General features: G+C 36.0%; 13 protein-coding genes. 1 reads left to right on the top strand and 12 read right to left on the bottom strand.

Going from position 1 to position 24,009, the window contains the following annotated elements; all coding sequences use genetic code 11:
* Nucleotides 1–10: 10 nt before the first annotated feature.
* A complete protein-coding gene (locus tag DHU68_RS12600) occupies nucleotides 11–4,003 on the bottom strand; it encodes a two-component regulator propeller domain-containing protein (RefSeq protein WP_255412501.1) in 3,993 nt (1,330 codons plus the stop codon).
* A gap of 241 nt (nucleotides 4,004–4,244) precedes the next feature.
* Between DHU68_RS12600 and DHU68_RS12605 the strand changes: the two genes are divergently transcribed.
* Nucleotides 4,245–6,347, top strand: a complete 2,103-nt coding sequence (locus tag DHU68_RS12605) for a hypothetical protein (RefSeq protein WP_108823429.1) — start codon at nucleotides 4,245–4,247, stop codon at nucleotides 6,345–6,347.
* Between the two features lie 146 nt (nucleotides 6,348–6,493).
* On the opposite strand, the gene DHU68_RS12610 is transcribed toward DHU68_RS12605, so the two are convergent.
* The 11 genes from DHU68_RS12610 to DHU68_RS12660 all read right to left on the bottom strand — a co-directional run bounded on the left by DHU68_RS12610 (nucleotide 6,494) and on the right by DHU68_RS12660 (nucleotide 23,780).
* Complete coding sequence (locus DHU68_RS12610; RefSeq protein WP_108823361.1) at nucleotides 6,494–8,464, bottom strand: glycoside hydrolase family 97 protein; 1,971 nt, start codon at nucleotides 8,462–8,464, stop codon at nucleotides 6,494–6,496.
* Nucleotides 8,465–8,483: 19 nt separating this feature from the next.
* A complete protein-coding gene (locus DHU68_RS12615; protein WP_255412502.1) occupies nucleotides 8,484–9,731 on the bottom strand; it encodes an alpha amylase family protein in 1,248 nt (415 codons plus the stop codon).
* 77 nt (nucleotides 9,732–9,808) lie between these two features.
* A complete protein-coding gene (locus DHU68_RS12620) occupies nucleotides 9,809–11,122 on the bottom strand; it encodes a family 10 glycosylhydrolase (protein WP_108823362.1) in 1,314 nt (437 codons plus the stop codon).
* A gap of 34 nt (nucleotides 11,123–11,156) precedes the next feature.
* On the bottom strand, nucleotides 11,157–12,638 hold the full coding sequence (locus DHU68_RS12625; RefSeq protein WP_108823363.1) for a DUF5018 domain-containing protein: 1,482 nt from the start codon (nucleotides 12,636–12,638) through the stop codon (nucleotides 11,157–11,159).
* A gap of 83 nt (nucleotides 12,639–12,721) precedes the next feature.
* On the bottom strand, nucleotides 12,722–13,162 hold the full coding sequence (locus DHU68_RS12630; protein WP_108823364.1) for a hypothetical protein: 441 nt from the start codon (nucleotides 13,160–13,162) through the stop codon (nucleotides 12,722–12,724).
* A gap of 21 nt (nucleotides 13,163–13,183) precedes the next feature.
* Nucleotides 13,184–14,887, bottom strand: a complete 1,704-nt coding sequence (locus DHU68_RS12635) for a RagB/SusD family nutrient uptake outer membrane protein (RefSeq protein ID WP_108823365.1) — start codon at nucleotides 14,885–14,887, stop codon at nucleotides 13,184–13,186.
* A 23-nt stretch (nucleotides 14,888–14,910) separates the two neighbouring features.
* Complete coding sequence (locus DHU68_RS12640; protein WP_255412503.1) at nucleotides 14,911–18,156, bottom strand: TonB-dependent receptor; 3,246 nt, start codon at nucleotides 18,154–18,156, stop codon at nucleotides 14,911–14,913.
* A gap of 34 nt (nucleotides 18,157–18,190) precedes the next feature.
* Nucleotides 18,191–19,363 (bottom strand): AGE family epimerase/isomerase, encoded by a 1,173-nt coding sequence (locus DHU68_RS12645; RefSeq protein ID WP_108823366.1) that lies wholly within the window; start codon nucleotides 19,361–19,363, stop codon nucleotides 18,191–18,193.
* Nucleotides 19,364–19,393: 30 nt separating this feature from the next.
* Nucleotides 19,394–20,815, bottom strand: a complete 1,422-nt coding sequence (locus DHU68_RS12650) for a sugar porter family MFS transporter (protein WP_255412504.1) — start codon at nucleotides 20,813–20,815, stop codon at nucleotides 19,394–19,396.
* A 10-nt stretch (nucleotides 20,816–20,825) separates the two neighbouring features.
* The gene (locus tag DHU68_RS12655; RefSeq protein WP_108823368.1) at nucleotides 20,826–21,914 is read right to left on the bottom strand and encodes a DUF4434 domain-containing protein; all 1,089 of its coding nucleotides are present in this window, start codon (nucleotides 21,912–21,914) and stop codon (nucleotides 20,826–20,828) included.
* Between the two features lie 18 nt (nucleotides 21,915–21,932).
* Nucleotides 21,933–23,780: an FAD-dependent oxidoreductase gene (locus tag DHU68_RS12660; RefSeq protein ID WP_369831344.1), complete on the bottom strand. Its 1,848-nt coding sequence runs from the start codon at nucleotides 23,778–23,780 to the stop codon at nucleotides 21,933–21,935.
* Between the last annotated feature and the right edge of the window lie 229 nt (nucleotides 23,781–24,009).

Below are 24,009 nucleotides of genomic sequence, written 5' to 3' on the forward strand. Positions count from 1 at the left end.
CGAATAGTTTTTACTTGATGTTATCTCTTATATGCTCTTCAAACTCTTTTGGCGTCATGCCATAGTGAGCCTGAAATATTTTTATAAAGTAAGAAGGAGTATTAATACCGACCATATAAGCCACCTCATTGATACGGTATTTGCCTTCGCTTATAAGTTCTGCGGCTTTCTGTAATTTACACAATCGAATATATTCAACCGGGCTTGTCTTCAATATTTCAGAAACTTTCCTGTGCAACCCGGATCTGCTTACATTCATGCTTTCGGCTAATGAAATGACATTGAAATCTGAATTATCAATATTTTCCTGAATGATATTATTCAACCTATCAATAAACTCTTCATCTGCTTTATTCATATTGACCTGATTACTAAAAGCTATTGGCTTCTTCAAGAATATACTTGTCTCTCTTATCCTATTGGCGACAAGCGATACGAGAAGAGTATTAAGGTATCTGATAGAAAATGGCTTCTCTACATATGCATCAGCTCCTAATTCTAATCCTCTTATTTTACTTTCCAAGTCGCTCTTTGCTGTCAAAAGAAGCACTATTATATGACTAAGTTTTTCATCACTTTTTATTTTCTCACACAACTCAAACCCATCCATTTGGGGCATCATGATATCGCTTATGACAACATCTACCTTTTCTTTATATAATATTTCTAAAGCTTTAACTCCATTTTCGGCTGAAAAAACATTATACTTTTCTTCCAGTTTTTTTCTCAGAAATAGTAGAATATCGGTATTATCTTCCACTAGCAATAAAGTCATTTTTGAAATTTCATGTGTATGCTCAGAAGGCTTATTATCTACAGAACTATCTTCATTAATATTTATTTCCGTTTCGTTTTCTGGTTGAAGAGATGGAATATGTAGTATAAAATTATTTAATCCTTCATCTATAGTATATGTTAATGAACCTTGATGCATCTCTGCCAACGACTTGGCTAGAGAAAGGCCTATCCCTGACCCCTCTGCATCTTTACGTTCTCCTTTAACTTGAACAAACGGATCAAAAACTCTAGTCCTGTATTCCTCAGGGATTAAATCTCCATCATTTTTTATATGTACAATGAAACCTCCTTCTAGATCAGCAGAAAGGTATATATCAATATGTTTATTAGAATATTTTATTGAGTTCGATATCAAATTATTGATTAACTTAAAAAGTTCATCCTTATCTGCAACAATATCAAGTGATAATACATTATTCTGCGTATGCACTTTTAATTGCTTATCCGAATCTTTTATCTTGAGTTTAAACAGATAACAACTTTGCTCTACGAGTGCAACTAAATCAAATTTCTCCAATTTTAGTTTTTGCTTCTCATTACCTACTTTTCTGAAATCCAACAATTGATTTACTAATTTCAAGAGGTTATGCGTGTTACTTTTAATTATATTTAAATACTCTTCTGTTGATCTATCTTTATTAGTATTATTTTCCAAAAGAGTCTCTAAAGGAGCACTAATCAAAGTCAATGGTGTTCTAATTTCATGAGCAATGTTCGTAAAGAAGTTAACCTTATCTTCGTATAGTTCTTTTTCTTTTTCAATTCGATAAACTTTTTGCTTTTCTTTTACACGTTTTGTATATCGATTTATAGATAGTTTTATGACTGTTAGTATTATAACGAATAGACAAACAGTATAGATAACATAAGCAGTTGTAGTCTTCCACCAAGGAGGTGTTACGACAATATCAATATATGTGGCATCTGGATTCCACAGCCCATCACTATTTGAAGCCTTCACCTTAAACCTATATTTCCCTGGTGACAGATTAGAATATGAAGCGAATTGAGATGCAGAGGCTTCGATCCACCCTTCATCTACATTCTCCATCATATAAATATACTTATTACTATTAGGAGAAGAGTAACTAAGAGCAATAAATCCAATTGTAATATTGGTTCGGTTATAAGGCAGTGTTATTTCTTTTGTATGCATCAAACTTTGAGGTAATAGTGATTCAGAATCACTAATACTAACCGTTAACTCTTCATTAAAAATTGATATTTTGTTTATAAAAACAGGTGGTATATACTGATTAATAGACATCTGACTTGGGTTAAAGCTTATAAGCCCATTGGATGTTCCGAAGAATAATTCCCCCGAACTTGTAATCAATCCCGAATTATAATTAAACTGGTTAGAGGGCAACCCATTATCTTTCGTAAAAACAGTTATTTCTTCGGTTTTAGGATTAAATTTCACTAATCCTTTATTTGTTCCGAACCACAGGTTGAGCTCATTATCCTCTACTATTTTATATGCTACATCATCAGGAAGACCATCCTCTACTGAATACCTTTTAAATTCGTCTTTGTCTTTTTGATAGACACAGATGCCTCCTCTATCGGTAGAAAACCAGATTTGTCCCAGATGGTCTTCAGTCATACTACTTACAGAGTTAGAACTTAAGGTATTTTCTTTAGTCCCTGCCACAAAGTGACTAACATGTTTGGTCTCCGGATTGTATCTAAGTACACCAGTTCCCATTGTTGCTAACCAAATATTACCATCCGAATCTTCGATAATATCATGAGTGTAACTAGAGCCAAACTGTGTTTGTCTCGTAAATTTTTTTGAACCTTCTTCCGCGAGATATACACCCCAGGCATTACCTAACCATATATTATTGTTTCTATCTCTGCATAAGGCATAAATACTTTCTTCATTTAAGCCCATATACTCTGCGCTATAATGTTTAGATGAATAATGTTTATTTATGACATCTAGCCCATTTTTGAAAAAACCAACCCATATTTCATCGCCATTTTCAAGCAAAGACAATGTTTTATTATAATATAAATTCGGTATTTTTTTAAAATCAGAAGTATGAGGATCAAAGGAAAAAACTCCTGCATCATCTGTCCCAATCCACAATTTTTTATTTTCATCTTCAATAATTCTTCTGATTCTTTTAGTCTTTAAAGAATTCTCTTTCTGTGAGGGAAAATATGTTTTAAAATCGTAACATGTATTAGGGATATTATCTACCCCTCCAGAGCCTGTACCTATCCAAATATTTTTCTCTTTATCCTGAAATATTGTTTCTATAATATTGTCAGAAAGAGAAGATTCTTTCACAAAGTCTTCTTCTGAATGTTTTACATTGTATGTCTCCAAATTGATGATATAAATACCTTGTTGTGTACCAACCCATAGCTCTTTTTCATTGAGAATAGACAGAGATCGTATTATTTTATAATTAGCATCTACTACAGAAAAATCATAAAATGTCTTTTCAGATACATTAAACTTAAAAAGCTTTTCTTCGTGAATTCCAATAATTAACTCGCCTTTGAAATACGCCAGGTCATAAATGTTTTTATTTTCTAACGAAATTGATCCATTCCTATTTTCTAAATATTGTGTAAATTGATCTAGTTTATAATCATAACTATAAATACCACAACCATTTGTACCTATCCAAACCTGACCATCATCACTTATAACCATACACTGAGGATTGCTCTCACTAGGCAGAAGATCATCTACGACTGTATATCGATAAAGTTTACCGGATTGACCTTCATATTTAAAAACACCTTGATTAGGACAGACGATCCATATATTTTTCTGACTATCAACTTGTATATCGGAAATCCAGTTGCTAATAGTTTCACCTGCGGCTGTTTTAACATCAAAAAAAGAAAATGTTTCGTGTAGCGGATCGTATATATAAACCCCTTTGTCTGTACCAAGCCATAATTTCCGATCAGAGCTTTCTGCAATTGCTCCGATATTATTATTTCCTTTATCTTGTACCTTATCGTAACAGTCAAAAACCTTTATAGCATTCCCATCATATCTATTCAAACGATTTTTTGTTCCAAACCAAAGAAAGCCATAGCTATCCTGAAAAATAGACTTCACATTATTCTGTGATAATCCGGCATCACTATCTATATTTTTGAAATTAAAATCTGATGAATATACCGATGAATGATATATAAAACATGCTATAATTATTAAGAAAAGATGTTTAATCATATCCGATATTGATTTGAGTTTTTCAGGGTAATTTATGCAATAGAAAGTAAAACATTTATAAAGGAAAAATAAGCTACACTTGTATCAGTTTATACCACAAAAGTCTATTCATTTACCAAATATACACTTAAGATATTAGGAGAGGCTTACATTCTATTTCATTTTAAGTTTATTTCCTTTCTTTGTTCCTAATCTTATTATTATTGAATGTATCATGGAACATATTTACAAAAGTAGCAAAATGAAAATAAAAACGATTTTACTCTTTATTCAAATCATAGGTTTATTACACCTCGCTTCGTGTACTGGATCTTATGACAAAGATATCTATGATTGGTCTATCCAATTCAACCAAGATCAAAAAACACTGACATTCAAACATAAAAGCAACACTTTATTAAAAGGAGTTTCTTCTATATTTAAATTAGATAGCAGCTATATATCCAGTTCTGATTATCCAAAGATTTCTGTCGAACAAGAGTCTCTGAATGATAAAATAGGCTCAGGACAAAAAGTAATTTATAGTTTTTCAGGATTAGAAAATATGCCTGATCTAAACCAAGTATTCTATTTTTATGAAGACAGACCTTATTTTCTTACCGAAACCTATCTTACCGACAAAAACAAAGAACTTAAGTCTAACTATATAGCACCTATATATACTGTTGAAGACAATTTGTTTCTGGAAAAGTCTGCATCAAACAGAGTATTGAGAGTACCTTTTGATAATGATAACTTTGTTCCATACCTTTCCCATCCTTTGACAGTAGAAGATACATCTTCCGAAGTTACAGCTTTTTTTAACGGAGAAAACAGACAAGGACTAATTATAGGCTCTATAGAACATGATACTTGGAAAACAGGAATACATTACCAAACTGCAGACAGCTCAAAAATATCTCTTCTTGAATGTTTTGGAGGATTAGCAAATGAATTAACTCGCGACGTGAGCGAAAGAGAAGACAGACCATCGTGTGAACACGGTTATGTAAAAGGGAATACGATAAAATCACCTAAGATTATTTTAGGATATTTTGAAGATTGGAGACGAGGAATGGAAACTTACGGAGAGATATGTGCTACAATTGCTCCTCCTCGTAAGTGGGAAAAAGGGACTCCTTTTGGTTGGAATAGTTGGGCTTCCATGGCTACAAAAGTCAATTATGAGGGAGCTATAGATGTTTCCGACTTTATTAAATCTGAATTACAAGAAAATAATTTTAGCAACGACGACATTGTCTATATTGGTCTTGATTCTTTTTGGGACAATTTTAAACCCGAACAGCTAAAAGAGTTTGTTGAACATTGTCATAAAAATGGTCAAAAGGCTGGAATCTATTGGTGTCCGTTTTCGGATTGGTATGGCAATCCGGAAGCTTATGTAGAAGGGACAAATAACGAATGGAAGTACAAAGACATTTATTTATATGCCCCAAGTGGCAAACCAAGAAAAATAGAATCATTAGCTGTTGACCCTACCCACCCTGCCACAAAAAAGAGAATAGACCATTACATCAATATGTTCAAAGAAATGGGATATGAATATATAAAATTAGATTTCATCAATAATGGTACTTTAGAGGCTGTATCCTTTTACAATCCGGATGTTACAACAGGGAAACAAGCGTATAACGAAGGGATGTCTTATCTAACAGATGCATGTGGAGATAATATATTTTTAGCCCTTTCTATTGCACCGACCTTTCCTTCCCAATACGGAACATCTAAAAGAATAAGTTGTGATGCTTGGGGAGCTATGACTGAAGGCGAGATTGGCACAACTGGCTATATGCTGAATAGTTTATCTTTTGGATGGTGGCTCGACCGAGTTTACCCTTTCAATGATGCTGACCATATTTTATTATATCAACCCAGCGAATCTGCAGATTACCAACTAGGTGCTAATAGAGCACGTATCACATCAGCAGTTATTACTGGTATTTACATGCTAGGGGATAATTTTAGTTTGAAAGGCAGTATAAAAGGAGATATAGAGGCTCGTATCAGAGCTACCGAAGTAGCTACAAATAAAGACATTAACGATATAGCAAGAATAGGCAAATCATTCTATCCAGTAGAGGGGTATACAGCAAAAGCTGCTAATAAAACAGAGGCCCAATTTATGCTTAAAACTTCCGATTATATCTATTTAGCTATTTTTAATTTCAACAAACAAGACAACATGATTGATACCGTTGATTGTAAAAGGCTTGGAATAGAAACAAAAGCAAGTTTGAGTGTTAAAGAATTATGGACTTCTGAATTCTCCGTTATAGAAGATGGAAAGCTATACTGCAACATACCACCTCAAGATGTTCGGGTATATAGAATAGAAAGTAATTAATAAAATTTAGCTAGAGTATCATTTTAAATAAACTCTTAACAGTTCATATTCCACCCTTTACAAACAAGGATTAACATCAAGGGTTTGCTCAAAAAGCAAACCCTTGATCAACATACTCCCCTTTTGTAATAATACTATAAACTCAACTATTTTCTAGGGCTTAATATTGCAGCCCAGCCTCCACCTTTGTACATATGAATATTTAATGTATCACCTTTAGATACTATCCTTTTCTCTACTTTAAAGTCTGCTCCATTTCTATTAGCATTAACTCCATCCTGGAAAATTATAATATCATATTGTTGATCATCAATAAAGTCTAGTTCTATCGTTTTCTTTCGTTCATCCCAGTTTGTCATTGCTGCAACATACCAGTTATTCCCATTTCTGCGAGCTATCGATAACTCCTCTCCTATAGTACCTGAGAGAGCTTTCGTTTCGTCCCAAACAGTTGGTATCTTTGATATAAACTCAATGAATTCTGGAGTTTTATAATAATTAGTCGGACTATCAGCTATCATTTGCAAAGGACTCTCGTACACAATAAACAATGCAGCTTGATGAGCCCTAGTTCCTTGACTCATAGGATGTGTCCATCTCTCACTAAAAGCACCTTCTTCCGCGTTCATTGTTGCACCTGGTGTATAATCCATCGGTCCTGCTGTCATTCGGGTAAAAGGCAATAGTAGATTATGTTTAGGCGTGATATCAAAAGAACATTTATGATGTTCTGCTCCATAAACGCCTTCGTAGGTCATCACATTAGGATATTTACGATGTAAGCCTGATGGTTTAAAAGAACCATGAAAATCAACTAGTATTTTTCTATCAAGAGCAGCTTTAGCTACAGCCTCATAATAGTTTACCATATCTTGATCGGAGCGTTGCATAAAATCGACTTTAATACCCTTTATTCCCCATTTCTGGTAGATATCCAAGATACCCTCAATATCTTGTTCCAGAGGTTTCCATAATGCCCACAATACAACTCCTACCCCCTTCGACTCTCCGTAACGGACAAGTTCAGCCATATCAATCTCGCCACGAGGTTCGCTAATATTTGTTGTACTCACTGACCAACCTTCATCTAACAAAATATATTCTAAACCATATTTTGCGGCGAAGTCGATAAAATATTTATAAGTTGCAGTATTTACTCCAGAAACAAAGTCTACATCGTAAACATCGATTCCAGACCACCATTCCCAAGAAATTTTACCGGGTTTGATCCAACTCAGATCACCTTCTACCTCTGGTCTAGAAAGTTGATAGACCAAATTATTTTCTAACAAAGATTTATCATCCTCCGTTATCATTATCAGTCGCCATGGAAAATTTCTTTTTCCATCAGTTTTTGCCAGGTAATCTGAATTACGAATAATTTTCTCATCTCTATCCGATCCGTTTTTAGGCTCTTTCTCCAAGATAACCGGAGGGAACTTCCCTGTCAAAGTATTTCCACTTGTACCATACAGAAACATATTGGGATAGTCGAACAAGTCTGCTTCCATAATGACCATCTTCTTTCCTTTTTCCGAACTCATATAGATCGGTAAATAACCATTTCTGGTGTTTGGTATATCAGACACATTCAGATAATCGAAATGAGCTTCGTTATGAGTTATCATCTCAGGATTATTATCTTTTGGCCAATATGTTGTATAGTCTCCTGCAAGGTTCAACTCTACACTTTCGTTAGCGACAAAGATCTCTTTTTCCTTCAAATTAGTCTCGAAACGATATGCGGCTCCGTTGTCGTAAACGCGAAAGGTTACACTATAATTCCCTTTACATTTTAATGTCAATTCATTATAATGTTCTCTAACGTTCCGTTGTTTAGTCGGCACAATAGCTTCTACTACCTCGTCTACCGATTTTCTTAAAACTTTCTGAACAGAAGGTTTAACCCCCAATTGTATTTTCTGATTTTTTACCTCTAGACTTAATTTACTAGGCAAAAGAAGGATATTATCTCCTGACTGAATACTCCACTGCAATATTTCTCCATCGGTTACTGTTACTTTCAGTTTCCCATTGGGAGATTTTACAATGTATTCTTTTGCTGTAAGAGACAGAACGGAAATAAACAGAAGTAGTAAAATAATACTTTTTTTCATTTCTAAAATCTATTCTGTTTTACTTCTTTTCCTCCGCTGATTCGTATTTATCTATTGCACGTTTGAATTCATCCCATAGATCAAACTGAATTACCTGTACAATATCAAAAACAACCAATCCATCGGTCTGTTCCAGAGATACATATGCAGCATCTTCCATTATTTCGTGTTCCAATGCATAAATGCTACCTACCATTGAGTTGTCTCCATTTATAATACGTTTCCCTTTAGCATAGGCAAACTCGATAGACTCATTATCATCTAAGCCATAAACACGCTCTAAATAAGCTCCGTTCATATAACGATCAAGATGCTCTGCAAATCCTGTATTTTTATAATTCTCCGAAGCCCATGGATATTCTCCGTATGGATCATAGCTTTTGCTTGCCCAGTTTTGTCCTTGGCGGTACAATACATGATGCCAAGATGCATTCCAATACTCAAGTCGTACATTCGGTTTAATAGCTTTGATTTCTTCTTTTGCTTTTTTCACAAAATCATGTATCACCATAGCTCTATATTCGTACCAAAGTGGCGCTAGTTCTTTATCGCTTACATATGTTTCGCCATTTTCATCTTTTTCCCATGTAAAGATATCAGCAGGGAAGTTTTTCACTTCTCTTCCTATATATGCTTCAAAGCCTTTTTTACTTGCTTCTGAAAAATCTGATTCTACTCCCGAATAGCGGCAATAGTCCAATGCAAATCCATCAAAATCATAATTTGTAACAAGCTCTTTGATAAAGCTCATACAATATTCTTGTACCTCAGGTAAAATAGGATTTAGGAATACAGCAACCTTTGTAGGGTCATCCTTCATATCGAGCATACCATTGGCTGTATATTGAAGAGATGTTTTTCCATCCCAAGTATTATCATCGTATACTACACCTGTCTTGTCAGAAGGGCGTCCTGCAGGAAAAATCATAGCAGAAACACATACTTCCAGCTCTCGTTTACGAGACTCATCGATGAAGAATTGTAAATAATCCCAATCCAAATCAGGACGAGATGGTTTTAATATTTTACTATAATAATTTGCATAACCATTTAGACCTCTGGCATCTATAACGACTGTATTAAAACCAGCTTCTTTTGTTTTGTCCAGATAGTAGCAAATAGAATCTTTGTTGGAGAAACGCTCAAAGTTTGCTTCTGCATCAAACCACATATATTTGGGTTTCTCTGCTACTTTTTGCTTTGTTTCGCCACAAGATGTCATACATAGAACACATATAACCCCAATCAATAAACCTATTTTCTTCATTTTCTTATTTAGTTGTCTATTTTAAATAATCGCAGAGGGATACCCCTCTGCAATTACCTTCTGATAATATTTAGTCTTTATTGTTTTTCCACTCGGCTGATTCCGTCTTTTATCGCAGCCCACTGATCGTAATTATTATTAACATGAGATATTTCGAATACCATCAGTCCATCCGTATTCTTAAGACAAAGATATACTGCATCTGAAACAGCCTTTACATCATTCCCATACGCATAAGATGCTATAGATCCATAGACCTTACAAGCTCCTTGTGTATAGTTAGAGTAAGTAGTTACAAAGTTCTCTACAGACCATTCACTTCCTGGATTTTCAGATTTCCAAATATGTTCAGTATAAGCTCCTAAAGAGAAAACATCAAGCTGATCGGCAAAGCCTGTTTTGCTATATGCATCAGTGTAAACATCACTTGCTTTAGGTTTATAATTCTTACTAGCCCAGTTTTGTCCAACACTATATCGAGACGACCATTGAGCTGAAGCCCATAAATGAATTTCTTTTTCCGAATCAATTGCCTTAACTTTTGAACGAATATTCGTAATCAAATCTGTAATTGTCTGAGATCTGAACTCAATCCATTTATTGTATAGAGGTCCCATACCTCCTGTCTTAGTTATTATCTGATTCTTATCTGAGATCTTTTCTCCCGAGTATGCTTCAAAAGCACTCAGGGTTGAAGAGCCAAATCCATAATCAGCTCCATACCAACGACAATAATCCAAGCATATTCCTTTAAGTTTAGGGTATTTTCTTACCACCTCTTCTACTATAGAAATTACAAATGACTGAACCTCTGGTATTGTTGGATCGAGCATAGCCCCATCTACATCTGTTATATTACGGATGTCTTCAAGCGCGGTCATTTCTCCATCTGAATTCTTTATTAATGCCACTTGAGTTTTACCATCCCATTCCGGATCATCATATACCAGGCCTTCTTTAGTTTTTGTATATCCAAAACCAAGAACCGAAATACTAGCAATAACATTGATTTCTAAGCGTTCAGCTTCTTCAAGCCAATAACCTAAATAATCCCAATCACGCTCTACTTTTTCGTTTCCCCAAGTAGTTAGTTTTGGTAAGATATCGCTATCATAAAGAGCATAACCGATTCCAGGTTTAACATCAACATATATTTCGTTAAAACCTGTATCTTTTATTTTTTCCAAAGTTGCAGTAATCTTAGCTTTTGTAGCAAAAGTTGTGAAATTTGCGTGAGCATCAATCCACATTTGCTTAGGTTTAATTACAACTTCTTTATCATCTCCTAAATCTAAAGGAATATCTGGTTTTTGTACATCAATTCCATTGTCATTATCTGAACATGAAACCAGAAAGCAAAAAACTGTAGCTATTAATAAGAATTTTCTCATGATTAATATTTTAGTTATAAGTAAGCTTTAAAGCTTACTCATAACATGTCAATTTATATGTATATAATCCTAATCTACCAAGCCAGATAGCCAAATGAGCCTCGCTATTTTCTTCATCCCAATACCAATCTACCCATGATCCATAACTCCAACCACGGTTGACAGAATGTGCTATATTAAGATTTGCATGAGCCAATGTTTTCAGGTCTGTATGCAATACAGCTGCAGAGTGCCACCATCCCGTTCCACTAGTAACGACTACATATGTTTTACCATTGATAGGTAATGCTGAAACAACAGGGGCACGTCCACCTGAACGGGCTGTAGAAAATCCTGTTCCTACCCACCAAGCCTGTAATGTAGATTGCCATAATCCTGGCATTGTTGCTGTTGTCAGTCCTGAAGGAGAGTTTACATAACAGCGAATAGAGTTTGCTGTTGCAGCAGTGCCGTCTGTATCTCCTACTACATAGCTTGGTTTATCTGAATCGTCTAAGGCTGAAATCATTTGGAACGCACTAGAATCATCACTTGCAAAGCCAGTAGTAACTATAGAGTGAGTAGACGCTAATTTACCACCTGTCACTTGTACTCTATAGTGTTCTCCTTTTGCGCTACGTGGAGCCATTGCTGTAATCCAAGCATTACCAGTGATATCACCCGACACTTGGAAGTTGCTTGAACCATCCGAAGTTGAAGCCATATTTATATTTATCTTTCCTACAGAGGTTGGAGCATCTCCCGGCTGAAGCCAATAGAAAATCTCCGTCTCATTTCCGTTTGTTACTGCTCCTACACAACGTCCTTTGTAGTCGGAAGTGATCATCTTCAGGTTCGATATATTTATAGATCCTAGGTTTAATGTTCCAGACTCGGCTAAAGTACTTTTATTTACCACTTTAACAATATATGGAGATTTAGGATTCTCATCAATATATGCACGAGAAAGTAATACTATCGAATTGCCACAATAAGCATGATACATTATTAAGTCTCCATATTGTTTTGAATCGGCAAAATCAAAGTTTCCAACCTCACCAGGATATCCTAGCTCAGCAAAACTTTTTACTGTACCTATCTCTGCATAAGTAAATCCAGAGCCGAAAGGTAGTAAGTCTGATGCTCCCCAAGTAACAACATACTCATGTACATTCTTACCATCTTCTGATGTTACAGTATATTTAACTCCCCCCTCCTGAGTAAAGTCTTGAGGTAAGCTTGGATCAGGTGAAACTGTTGCTCCTTTTGACAAATAGAAAACTGGAGTTGCCGAAGATAAAAATTCTTTTTCATCCATATGAGGTGCAATTTTAATCGTGATAGTATCTTGCCCGACAGATGAATTAAATACATATTCTAATGGTGCACCATTCTCATCAACAATTGTTTTCTTCACCTTAAAAGCAAGCTCTACATTAGCATCTCCACTTAGATTATCATCGCTATCGCTACAGGCAATAAAAGAGAAGACTGTTATAATAGATAGTATTATATATAAGACATTTATTTTTTTCATATCTAAATGATTAATTTGTTTGAAATATTATAAATCATATGATAGGATCTTTTGTAACAGATAGTAGATTTCTCTACTATCCATTACTCATAATATCCTCTCAAACGATAATAACGTACTGTTCCTACTCCGGATTTAACTTCTATTGTCATTCCCTCGCCTGATATATCATGTTTACCGGACAATGAAGGAGTTATCATTTGGTCGTATTCCAAACCTGCAGTTAGATAAACATTCGTTAAATCAACTTCATCAGACAATGACTTGGAAACAGCAAAGAGAACCAATCCATATCCACCCTCTACATCTTCTTGAGTAAAAGGAGCTTCTACAAGGTTACCATCTTTATCATATTCATGAATAACACCAACAAACTGGCTTCCTCCCTGCGTTGCCTGACAGCTAATATTCTTGATTACATTTGAAGAATGGACAAATTCCTCATCTGCTTCAGCACAACTCCATACTAGAAATGCTATTGAAAGGCATAATAATAATGTTCCTATTTTATTTATAGTTTTCATATTTTTCTATATTATACTTGGTTACCAAAGTGGATTATCTTCACACAATTTATTACTTCCTATTTCGATTGTTGGAATTGAGAAATAGTAATATTTTTCTAAGAAAACTCGTTTAGCATCAGCTCCTCCATCACACGACACTCTCTTATAAGAGAAACTGCCATTTTCTAATTTCGAAATTTCTACACCATGAGCAGTCTGTCCGTTAATTACTTTCTCTGCTAATCTCCATCTACGTAAATCCCAATAGCGGAAACCTTCTCCTGCCAGCTCAACACAACGCTCTTTGCGTAATAGAGTCATAAATGCCTCTTTGTTTGGAGCATCAGTTTTAGTTTTAGCCGGAAGACCTACACGTCCACGAACTTCGTTAAGAGCCGCCAAAGCTTTATCTGAATTTTGTTCATAACCCAGTTCAGCATAAGCTTCTGCTTTGTTTAACAATACTTCGGCATAACGAAGAACTGCATCATACTGAGTACTTCCATTAGAGATAAAAGTTGTATAGTTCTCTTGTAAGTATTTACGCAAATAATAACCTGTACAAGTATGTCCATCGGTATGACCATTTTGAGTAAATGCTTTAAAACTATCAGAACCATCTGTATAGGTCTGTATTTCACGACCTTCCCACTTAGCTCCGTTATAAAGAATAGTTGCATGGAAACGAGGTTCTCTTTCTGTATATGGATTATCAAATTTACCTGAATATGTATCCCAGTTAAATTCAGTTCCATCAGAGAACTCATACAAGTCTGCTAATTCTGCTGTAGGCACATGCTCTGCATAAACTGTTGTATTGTGAGCAGCTCTATCACCAAAAGGACGATTGTATAAATCATACTTATGAGTCAATGCTTGATCTTTATAAGATAGAGCAAACAAGATTTCAGATGAATTATCCTGTCCTCCGTTCACTTGAAATACTTTCGCATAATCAGGAGCTAAAGCAGCGCCCAATTCTTTTACTTTTTCAGCTGCATCAACGGCTATTTTCCATTCTTTTGCATGCAAAGCCATACGTGACAGTAATCCATAAGCAGTTCTTTTGGTTGCACGTCCTTCCCAAACGCTTCCCCAAGATTCTGGTAAACGTTCTGCAGCCCATTGCAACTCGTCCATTACAAATTTCCAACTGTCAGCTTCAGACAAACGAGCTCTGTGTATATCAGCCTCTACTGCTCCATCGTCTACTCCGCCATTAGTTCCTGAATTTTCGGTACGAAGAACAATTCCTCCATATACTCTAATTAGTCGGTAATACGAATACGCACGGCAAAGGCGTACTTCTGCACGACGAACTTCGCTCCATTCTTCTCCAAAGTTTTCTACTCCATAGCTAGTAATTTCGTTTAACAGTACATTTGCTCGTCTAATTCTATCATATACGCTTGACCAACAGTCAAGAGCCCCTGCTCCTCCTTTGGAAAAAGCACTTAACTGAAGTAATGATTTGTTATAACCATGATTATACTGATCCCATGATGTTGATTTCATTAAATCCGAATAGCTGTCAAAATACTGAGAACGGCTCTCTGCCACTTGAGACACATCCGAAAAGGTCTTGTAAGATGCAGTAATATACATATCAGCTGCTTCGTCTGAGCTCCACACTGCTGTACTTGACACCTCTCTTGTGTTTTCTAAATCCGTTACGTCTCCACAAGAAGACAATGTAAGGAATACTGCTACAGCACTTAATAAAATAAATTTTGTTTTTTTCATAATCTTCTATTCTCTTGTATTGATTAGAATGTAACGTTAAGTCCCATGCTATATGTTTTTTGTTGCGGATAATGTCCATTACTTACTGAAGGACTTTCTGGATCCACATATTTAAAATGACTAAAAGTAAGTAGGTTTGTTCCTGCCATATAAATATTGATTCTAGAGAATGGAGTTTTTTTCAATAGCTTAGCTGGAAGATTATATCCTATTTGAGCATTTTTCAAACGAAGATATTCTCCATTTACCACCCACCAGCTTGAACGCCATGCATTATTTCCATTAGAGATAGTACTCAGACGAGGGTATTTTGCTCCGGTATTTTCAGGAGTCCATGAATCTTCTGCCAAATAAGAAGGAGTATTTCCGCTTCCAGAGAAAACACTTGTATAGCTAGTAGAGGATGTTACTCCTGTATCATAAACGCCTGATAACTCGTAGTCAACATGAGATACTCCCTGCCATAGCATACTTGCATAGAAGTCCTTATATGACACGTCTAGATTTAATGAGAAATTGATTTCAGGTATTTGTCCATAGCCTATTTTGACGTAATCATGGTCTGCATTAATAACTCCGTCTCCATTATAATCCAGATACATAATATCTCCCAGACGTTTTTCTCCACTTGGAGCTACCGGATATACATCTAGTTGTTCTTGTGTCTGAAAAAGACCTAAAGCTTTATAGCCATATCTGGCACCCATAGATTCTCCCAATACTCCTCTATAATTAGGGTAATTGTCGCTAACAGCTTTAGATAGCACACGGTTACGAGCAAATGATACATTTCCTCTAAGGCCATAACTCCAATCAGAGTTGATACGGTTATTATGTTTTACTGTCAATTCAATCCCTCTGTTATCTACCTTTCCTGTATTTCTGAATGAAGGATAATAACTTCCCAATGAAGTAGGATAAGAGCCTGATTGTTCTTCCAAAATATTTTCCGTTAATTGGTAGAAAACATCAACTTCTAAACCTAACATTCCTCTCCACATTTCGACATCAACCCCCACATTGAATGTTTTAGTAGTATACCAAGTTAAATCGCTATAGAGATATGGATTTTTAGTGTAGAACTGTGATATTGGTCTTCCCCCTAAAATCATGCTATTTCCAGCTAATTTATAAGTAGGCTTATCAAGAAATGGTTCTACAGTAGCATCATTTCCTGCTACTCCATAACTACCTCGAAGTTTTAGTAAGTCTACATTAGGCAATGCTTTTTGGAAAAACTCTTCTTGAGAGATCACCCATCCAGCTGATACCGAAGGGAAGAATCCCCATCTATTTTCTGTCGGGAATTTATAAGAGGCATCGTTACGGAAAGCAAATTCTAATAAGTATTTGTTATCGTAAACATAGTTTAAACGACCAACCCAAGATTGATATCCCGTATAGCCGTGTGATCCTGATATAGCTGCTTCAGGAAATTCCCCTCCATGTTCTATATCTACAGGATTATCAATAACATAACCTCTTTTGGTTCCTGTCATAGTATTAGAGTAGTTTTTTGTCTTTTCATACAATGCTATTGCAGAAACATTATGTTTCCCGAAAAGACGAGAATACTCTAATTGTGGACGTAACATGTAAGTATCTCCCCAAGAAGAAGCTTTACTATAGCCTCTTGCTTTATTATACCCACTAGCTCCTGCTACCCACTCGTCAAAACTACTGTTCACTCCATATAGTTCATAATAACCGTCAAAATTAGAATCCGCAGTATGGCCATAGTCATAAGAAGCAAAAAGAGAAGCCTTTAATCCTTTTAGATAATCTGTTATATCTGAAAAGTCATACTCCAGTTTATAATTTGATTCTAAGCGCCAACGATTTTGTTTTTTATAACCTGAATTATATAGAGCAGCATAACCATTTACCAGATAACTTGATCCTTGCCAGGCAGTTGGCATTCCGTTATATTCTGATTTAATGATAGGAATAGAATTGATAGCCTGTCTGATAGGGTCAAACTCTTGTTGCCCTCCGATTGCCGAACCCGGCCAATTTCTATCAGTTCTATAGCCTGATATATTAGTTGTAAACTTTAAGTTCTTTGCTACTTTTATATCTAAGTTAGCACGTACATTATAACGATTAAAAGATGTATTTTTTAAAGTTCCTTCTTGATCCATCACTCCAAGACTGGCAAAATATTTCACTTTATCAGTTCCTCCCGAAGCAGACACATTATGCTGATTGGTTGACCCAGTTTGAAATACTTTTTCCAGCCAGTCTGTTTGTCCCCAGATACTATTAGGATCATTACTCATCACCTTGTTTTGTATATCGGCAGTCCACAAAGGATCTAGACCATCCATAGATCGAGCTTTATTGTGCCAATACATATAGTCAGGAGCATTTAGGAATTCAGGCATAGCTGTATTTTCTGTTAGAGTGAATGAGCCATCATACATTATTTTTGCAGGGCTTTCACTTCCTCCTTTTGTGGTAATCAAAATAACACCATTAGCTCCCTGTACACCATAGATTGCGGCAGAAGCATCTTTCAATACAGATATGCTCTCTATATCGTTAGGATTTACATAGTCCATAGATCGTGCAACTCCATCGACCAATACCATTGGTCCATTACCTCCAAACGACTGCAATCCTCTAACATATAGAGCTGTACCATCATCTCCGGGTTTACCAGAACTCTGAATACTTGTCAACCCCGAAATTTTACCAGTAAGCAAGTTAGAAGTGTTTTGCATAGGAGCTTTCATCAGATCCTTTGAGCTAACTTGAGATACGGATCCGGTTAAGTTTATTTTCTTCTGAATCCCATAACCTACTACAACTACTTCGTCAAGAGCTGAAGCTGATTCTTTCATTACGACCTCGATACTCTCTTGATTGTTTACTTTAACTGTGATGCTCTCATAACCAATATAGCTAAAACGCAGAGAAGCATCTGGTTTTACTTTAATTGTAAAATTACCGTCTACATCAGTAATTGTTCCTTGAGAAGAACCTTCCACCATCACATTCACTCCGATTAAAGGAACTCTTTGCTCATCAAGGACAGTTCCTTTTACAGTGATTTCTTGCACAAGATTGTACGCTTTTTCAGCGTGCTCTCTTTCTCCATTTCCGGAAACAACGAAGTCTTTCATTGCTGCTTTCTCGCTTGCAAAAGTATTTTCTGCAAACAAAGAGAAGACACACACAAAGCTTAGAAATGTTGTGACTTTCATGATTTTAAATAAAGGTAAGTCCCGTTTAAAACTTACATGCATTAAAGCATTACTTTTTTTCATAAATTGTAATGAATTAGATTTAACATTTTTCGATCTATTTTTTATCTATTTCCTCTAGCGTTTTCCAACACTGAAGGAGTCCCCTAGGCACATGAAAACAGCCTTTCCACTTGCCACCTTTAAGAGAAAGTAAAGGTTCCCCCTGCCTGTTTAAGTAACCAAACCATTCTCCGTATTGAGGATCTTTAAAGTGTCTCCACGTATAATTATGTATTTTTTCAAACCATTCCAGACATTCTTTCGATTGAGTTAGATTATAACCTTTCAACAGAGCTATAAGAGTTTCTATATGTACCCACCATAGTTTTTGATCCCATTCTAACTGTTGTGTGGGACGTCCTAAGCGATCCATGAAATAGAATATTCCTCCATGCTCTTTGTCCCAGCCATATTCGAGCATAGTTATAGCTATTTCAACTGCTTTCTCGGCTAACTCAGGACGATTTAATCGTTTCGAAAGATCCATAGAGAACCACATAGCCTCTATAGCATGCCCAGGATTAACTAGTCTCCCATCAAAAGTATCTGACAGTTTTCCGTCAGATTCTATATTTTCCACAATGATCCCGCCTAATTCGGGGCGATAGAAGTCTTCAAAAATAGTTTTGATACAATCTTCTATCAGGATATCTAAAGATTTAGCATCTAACAAGTGTTCTATCTCCAGTGCGAGATTGCAAAGAATCATTGGTAAAGCAAAGTTTTTGAGATTCCTAGTTCCCGGATAACTCTTATTCCATTGCCCTTTGGGATTATCTGCTTTGGATAGAATAATTTCAAATGTTTTTTTTGCTATTTCTCCATACTCTTCGTTATTTGTGGCTTTGTTCAATTGACCAAAGGCAATAGTCGCAAAAGTGTAAGAGAAGATATTGTAAGGTTCGACCAATGGTTTTCCTTCTCTGGTAAGAGAAAAATACCAATTTAGATTACCATCATGTCCGTATTTTTTTAGGAATTCGGCTCCTTGAATAGCACAGTCTAACCATTCTTGTTTTTTTTCTACAGTGTTGTACAATGTAGAGAACATCCATACTTGACGGGCTTGTAACCAAATAAATTTGTCGGTGTCAAATACTTTCCCATCTCTTTCGAGACAAGTAAAATATCCTCCAAACTCATTGTCTTGAGAATTGTCCATCCAGAAAGGGATAACATTATCAAGTAGCTCTGATTTGTATTGATTCGCTAATTCTTTAAAATTCATATAATACACTTAAATAGATATATAATTCGGTTACTTAATTCGTTCAGAGGTTTCTGACGGAGTCCAAAATTTTTCAATTTCTTCTAACGATTTCCCTGTAGTTTCGGGCATCAATTTCCATACAATAAGGATATATGGTATACACATGACCGCAAATAAGAGGAATGTTCCGGCTGGTTTTAGAGTTTCTAACATCCAAGGAGTCAATTGTCCTATAAGGAATGTTCCGGTCCAAAGGGAAAATCCCGCAATGGACATAGCTATCCCCCTTACTTTGGTAGGATACATTTCTGAGAGGAACACGAAAATGACTGCAGATATGGATATGGCACAGAAGAACACGTATGAAAGGAAGAACACTAATAACATTTCACTAGGCAGTCCTAATGATTCTGATTGAGTAAAATAGAAAGTAATCAGTAACAGACACAGAATCATTCCCGATACTCCGATATAAACCAATTTTTTACGTCCTATTTTATCTATAATGAAAACAGCGAGTACTGTTGTAAGTACATTAACCAATCCTACTATGACTTGATAGAAAAGTGAATCGCCACTAGACAAACCTGCACTCTCAAATATTGTTGGTCCATAATACATTACTGCATTTACGCCCATAAACTGTCCTAGTATGGCAATGGCTGCGCCAATCAATACCGCTTTGCGAATACCCGGTTCAAATACTACTCTCCAATTTACTTTCTGACCGGCAGCAACTAATCGGATCGACTCCAATTCTGTATTTGCTGCTGTTTCTCCACCCAAAAGACGTTCTAAAATAGTATTTGCTTTTTCTTCTTTCCCTTTCAGCACCAACCATCTTGGACTCTCAGGAATGAAAGAAATAACAATCAAGAAGAATAACGCAGGTACTGCTGCCATTCCTAGCATGGAACGCCAAACCTCCTCGTAGAATATGGTGCGTAACAGAGGAATTGAAATCTCTGCTGCTCCATTTTGAGAATATTCCAGAAGTTTAAAGTTCACCAAATAAGCACCTAAGATGCCTATAGTCACCGCCAGTTGATAAAGTGCAACTAACTTTCCTCTATGCTGAGGAACTGATATTTCGGATATATAGAGAGGCGATGCAATAGAAACAACTCCAATCCCCATCCCTCCTATAATACGAGCAATAACCAAAACATTAAAATCAGTAGAAACTGCACAACCAATAGCTGATAATATAAACAGAATGGCAACAAAAGACATTGTTGGTTTTCTACCCAGCCTGTCGCACATTACTCCGGCAAAGAGTACTCCTATAATAGAGCCTAAAAGAGCACATCCTACATACCATCCAGATGCTAAAGTATCTAGATCAAATTGTTCCGAAACTTGAGAAATTGTCCCTGACACTACGGCTACATCATAACCAAACAAGAAACCACCTAGAGCAGCTACAAGTGTCAGAAATGTGACATACTTCATATTTATAGTTGAATCCATAATGTCTATTCTATAGATTGAAGTATTCTTTGTATCTATTGTATAGATGTCCTGCTTGCAAATAAGCTGATTGTGGGCTCATAAAATGAGAGAATTCGAAAGTTATAGCCTTATCAAATCCTGCGCGTTTAGCAGCTTCCAACTTCAACCTTAGTTTGTCGAATTTGATCGGAAGAAATTTGATCGGCATATCTCTGTCGAAAGTCTCGGCATTTGTCCAACATTGCATGCCATATTTATCTGCCAGTTTCTTATTTACAGTAAAAAATGCATCTAGCTCATTATAGTCTATATGTCCGTCCTGAAAAGCACAAGCATCTACAACATCCTTGATTCCATCAAAAATTTCGCTCCATTCCCTTTCATGTTCCTCAACCGATACAGCATCCGATTTTGCAAGTGTACTCGATGCTGCCATTACAGCTTTTTTACCATCGATCCATGGAGAGATAAAAGTAGGAAGCCCTCCCGATACATCTTTACATTGTTTCCCCATCGAATGAAATGCTGCAATAGCTCCTTTCGTTGCACGGCTTATTTCGCCACTGATATACCAGCCTCCAAAACTTTTATAGTGTCCATAAGTCGCCCAAACCTCATCTATTACATATTTATTATGCTCTATTTCGTACGACAGATCACCTGTATCCCAGTATTCACCTGAATCGTAAAGACCGAAATAAAATTTCATGCCATATTTGTCGCAAAGTCTCAAATACATATCGACCAAGTCAACGGAAGGCATGTAGCATCCTTTATTCAGCAAATATTTTGAAGGATAAGTGATAAACTTGCGATAACCAGATCTGATCATAATTACCGTATCTATACCAATCGCTTTCATGTGTTGAAAATCCAGATCCCATTCTCTTTCACCCCAGTTTTGATGAGGAATATCGTGAGATATTTCATCTACAAAAGTTCCTGATAATTGTAATGCATTCCCTTTAGGTACAATCAACTTACTGTCGATAGATAAATCTATCGAATTTTCAACAAGCTCCGGAGCCCTTTGACAACTTGAGGCAAAAACTCCCGTCATAGCTGCTGTTCCTGCAACTGCTGCTTGTTTTAAGAAATCCCTTCTATTATTTTCCATCGTTATTTTAATGTTCTTTTATTTGTAATCTCCATGAAGATCTACTGATCTAGAATTGAATGGATCTAAAACTCTATCAACAAGTACAGCAAATTGCCCTCTCGTTATAGGGTCATCCATGTTTCCCGCAAACGTCTCCATATCGGCAGGTAACACTATATTCTCCTTCTCCCCAATTTTATTAATGATATTAAACACTTCACGATAGCTCAATGTTTTACCGGTTGCCTCAACTTTAACATAAGGATAAATATCTGTCAGACCACTTATTTCTGTATCTAATAAAGGATCATTTATTCGCAACCATGTTTCATTCGCCCAACCAACATTTCTTCCTTCTCCCTGCAATATTCCGGTTGCCCCGATTCGTTGATATGTCTTAAAATTTTTGTCATCCTTAGCTACATCTAAATAGGGAAGTAAATATCCATTTTCTTCAAGCAACTTCGCTTGTACATCACGTACCGATACTTCTCGTATTTCTATATTCTTATCGACAGCTAAGGCAGCCAGAACTCCTGCAGCCTGTCCTACTTGCAATACAACAGGTTGTAATCTGGTTGTACCATTAACCAGATTAGTTACCGAAATTGATTTTTCAGCTACAATCAATCCATCTACTTCTTTGGGTATCAGTGCACCTAACGGTAAACCATAAGATGGAATCGGATGAAAATATAAATTAGGTAAGTCATCATAGCCTTTGTATCGGGCATGATGATGATCAACAGGGTAATCACCTACAGCAACAGATGTTCTATAAAGCTTTTCCGGTTGACTGTAAGGTTTTACTATATGATTTAAATTAAATTGCACAACGCCTTCAATACGTCGGGACTCTCTATAATATGGGATAAAAGGTAATAGGTCTGAAGTTGGGTACTCATCATCTGCCAAACCTAACGTATTAAAGCCTAATTCTTTTTGGATGAAGTATAGGAAAGACAGCGTAAAATTCTTTGCTTTCTTGAGTTCCTCCGTCCTTTCTTCTTTTGACAACTCTATCAAATTAAGATAATAATCATTGCCTTCGATAGGCCAATTGATCATATATTTATTATTTGGCAGTTTGCCATAATTGATCATATCCTGAGAACTCCACATTCTTTCCGGCTCTTTAGGCTCTATACAAATATCATTTATAGCCGCACAAGCAAAATAGGTAGAGTCATAACCCTCGGGGCGTGCAATCGTCACATCTTTTCCGTAATCTTTCAAAATAGCTACATACGTCAGATCTTGTATTATATCGTTGGCTTCGTCAGGTGCGATTTCTTCTCCAGTAGTTTCTCTTTTATCCATACCTATCTGATATGCCACTCCGCACATTTTAGCGACATCACCCAATTCTGTTGCATCTATCAACACTTTAGCTATTACTAGCTGAGGTTTACCATCTCTATTAACTGTAGCATACCATAACCCTTCTTTTTTCTCTACAGAAATCAAAGAAGAATTATCCCATAAGCTCAACGCTTTTTCTTTAGCTACCATATTATGAAAAATAGCATTCCCTACAGAAGGCTCAAACAAAACATCACTAACCCAACCTGTTTTCAATGCATCCAACGAGCCATAACGATTGGATAAGGAATCTCTAAATTCTCCAAAGAAACCGCTTGGTAGATTTTTATTACCATCAATAGCACTTACTCCTGCGGAAGTGAGCATTCCTCCAAGCCAAGAAGTCTCCTCAATCAATAAAACATCTTTAGCCATTCTCGAAGCCTGCACACTAGCAGCAACACCACTGGCGGAACCACCAACAACAAGAACATCCACTTTATATTGGATATCATTCTTATTACACCCTAAAAAAACAAAATGAAATAATACAAGCAGCAATAACAATAATCTATTTTCCACAATCCAATTAGATTTAAAAAATAATAACGCAAAAATAGTATATTTTAATTAATACACAATACTTAATTAAAAATTTTATTTAATCAATTGAATTTATCTTACATGTTTTTTATATATTTGTAATATATTTAAATACATCTTCAGGCCTATCCAAAGGAAACTCAGACACAACATCACTCTGAATATACTCCTTGAAAAAAGCCCGTATATTTTTAAATAAATTACTTAT

Source organism: Dysgonomonas sp. Marseille-P4361 (genome assembly GCF_900343125.1).
Classification (GTDB): Bacteria; Bacteroidota; Bacteroidia; order Bacteroidales; family Dysgonomonadaceae; genus Dysgonomonas.

Excerpts from the sequence above, each read along its gene's own strand:
- DHU68_RS12635 (WP_108823365.1), bottom strand. The coding sequence starts at position 14,887 with ATGAAAAAAACAAAATTTATTTTATTAAGTGCTGTAGCAGTATTCCTT.
- DHU68_RS12610 (WP_108823361.1), bottom strand. The coding sequence starts at position 8,464 with ATGAAAAAAAGTATTATTTTACTACTTCTGTTTATTTCCGTTCTGTCT.
- DHU68_RS12640 (WP_255412503.1), bottom strand. The coding sequence starts at position 18,156 with ATGAAAAAAAGTAATGCTTTAATGCATGTAAGTTTTAAACGGGACTTA.
- DHU68_RS12600 (WP_255412501.1), bottom strand. The coding sequence starts at position 4,003 with ATGATTAAACATCTTTTCTTAATAATTATAGCATGTTTTATATATCAT.
- DHU68_RS12605 (WP_108823429.1), top strand. The coding sequence starts at position 4,245 with ATGAAAATAAAAACGATTTTACTCTTTATTCAAATCATAGGTTTATTA.
- DHU68_RS12615 (WP_255412502.1), bottom strand. The coding sequence starts at position 9,731 with ATGAAGAAAATAGGTTTATTGATTGGGGTTATATGTGTTCTATGTATG.
- DHU68_RS12645 (WP_108823366.1), bottom strand. The coding sequence starts at position 19,363 with ATGAATTTTAAAGAATTAGCGAATCAATACAAATCAGAGCTACTTGAT.
- DHU68_RS12630 (WP_108823364.1), bottom strand. The coding sequence starts at position 13,162 with ATGAAAACTATAAATAAAATAGGAACATTATTATTATGCCTTTCAATA.
- DHU68_RS12650 (WP_255412504.1), bottom strand. The coding sequence starts at position 20,815 with ATGGATTCAACTATAAATATGAAGTATGTCACATTTCTGACACTTGTA.
- DHU68_RS12655 (WP_108823368.1), bottom strand. The coding sequence starts at position 21,914 with ATGGAAAATAATAGAAGGGATTTCTTAAAACAAGCAGCAGTTGCAGGA.
- DHU68_RS12625 (WP_108823363.1), bottom strand. The coding sequence starts at position 12,638 with ATGAAAAAAATAAATGTCTTATATATAATACTATCTATTATAACAGTC.
- DHU68_RS12620 (WP_108823362.1), bottom strand. The coding sequence starts at position 11,122 with ATGAGAAAATTCTTATTAATAGCTACAGTTTTTTGCTTTCTGGTTTCA.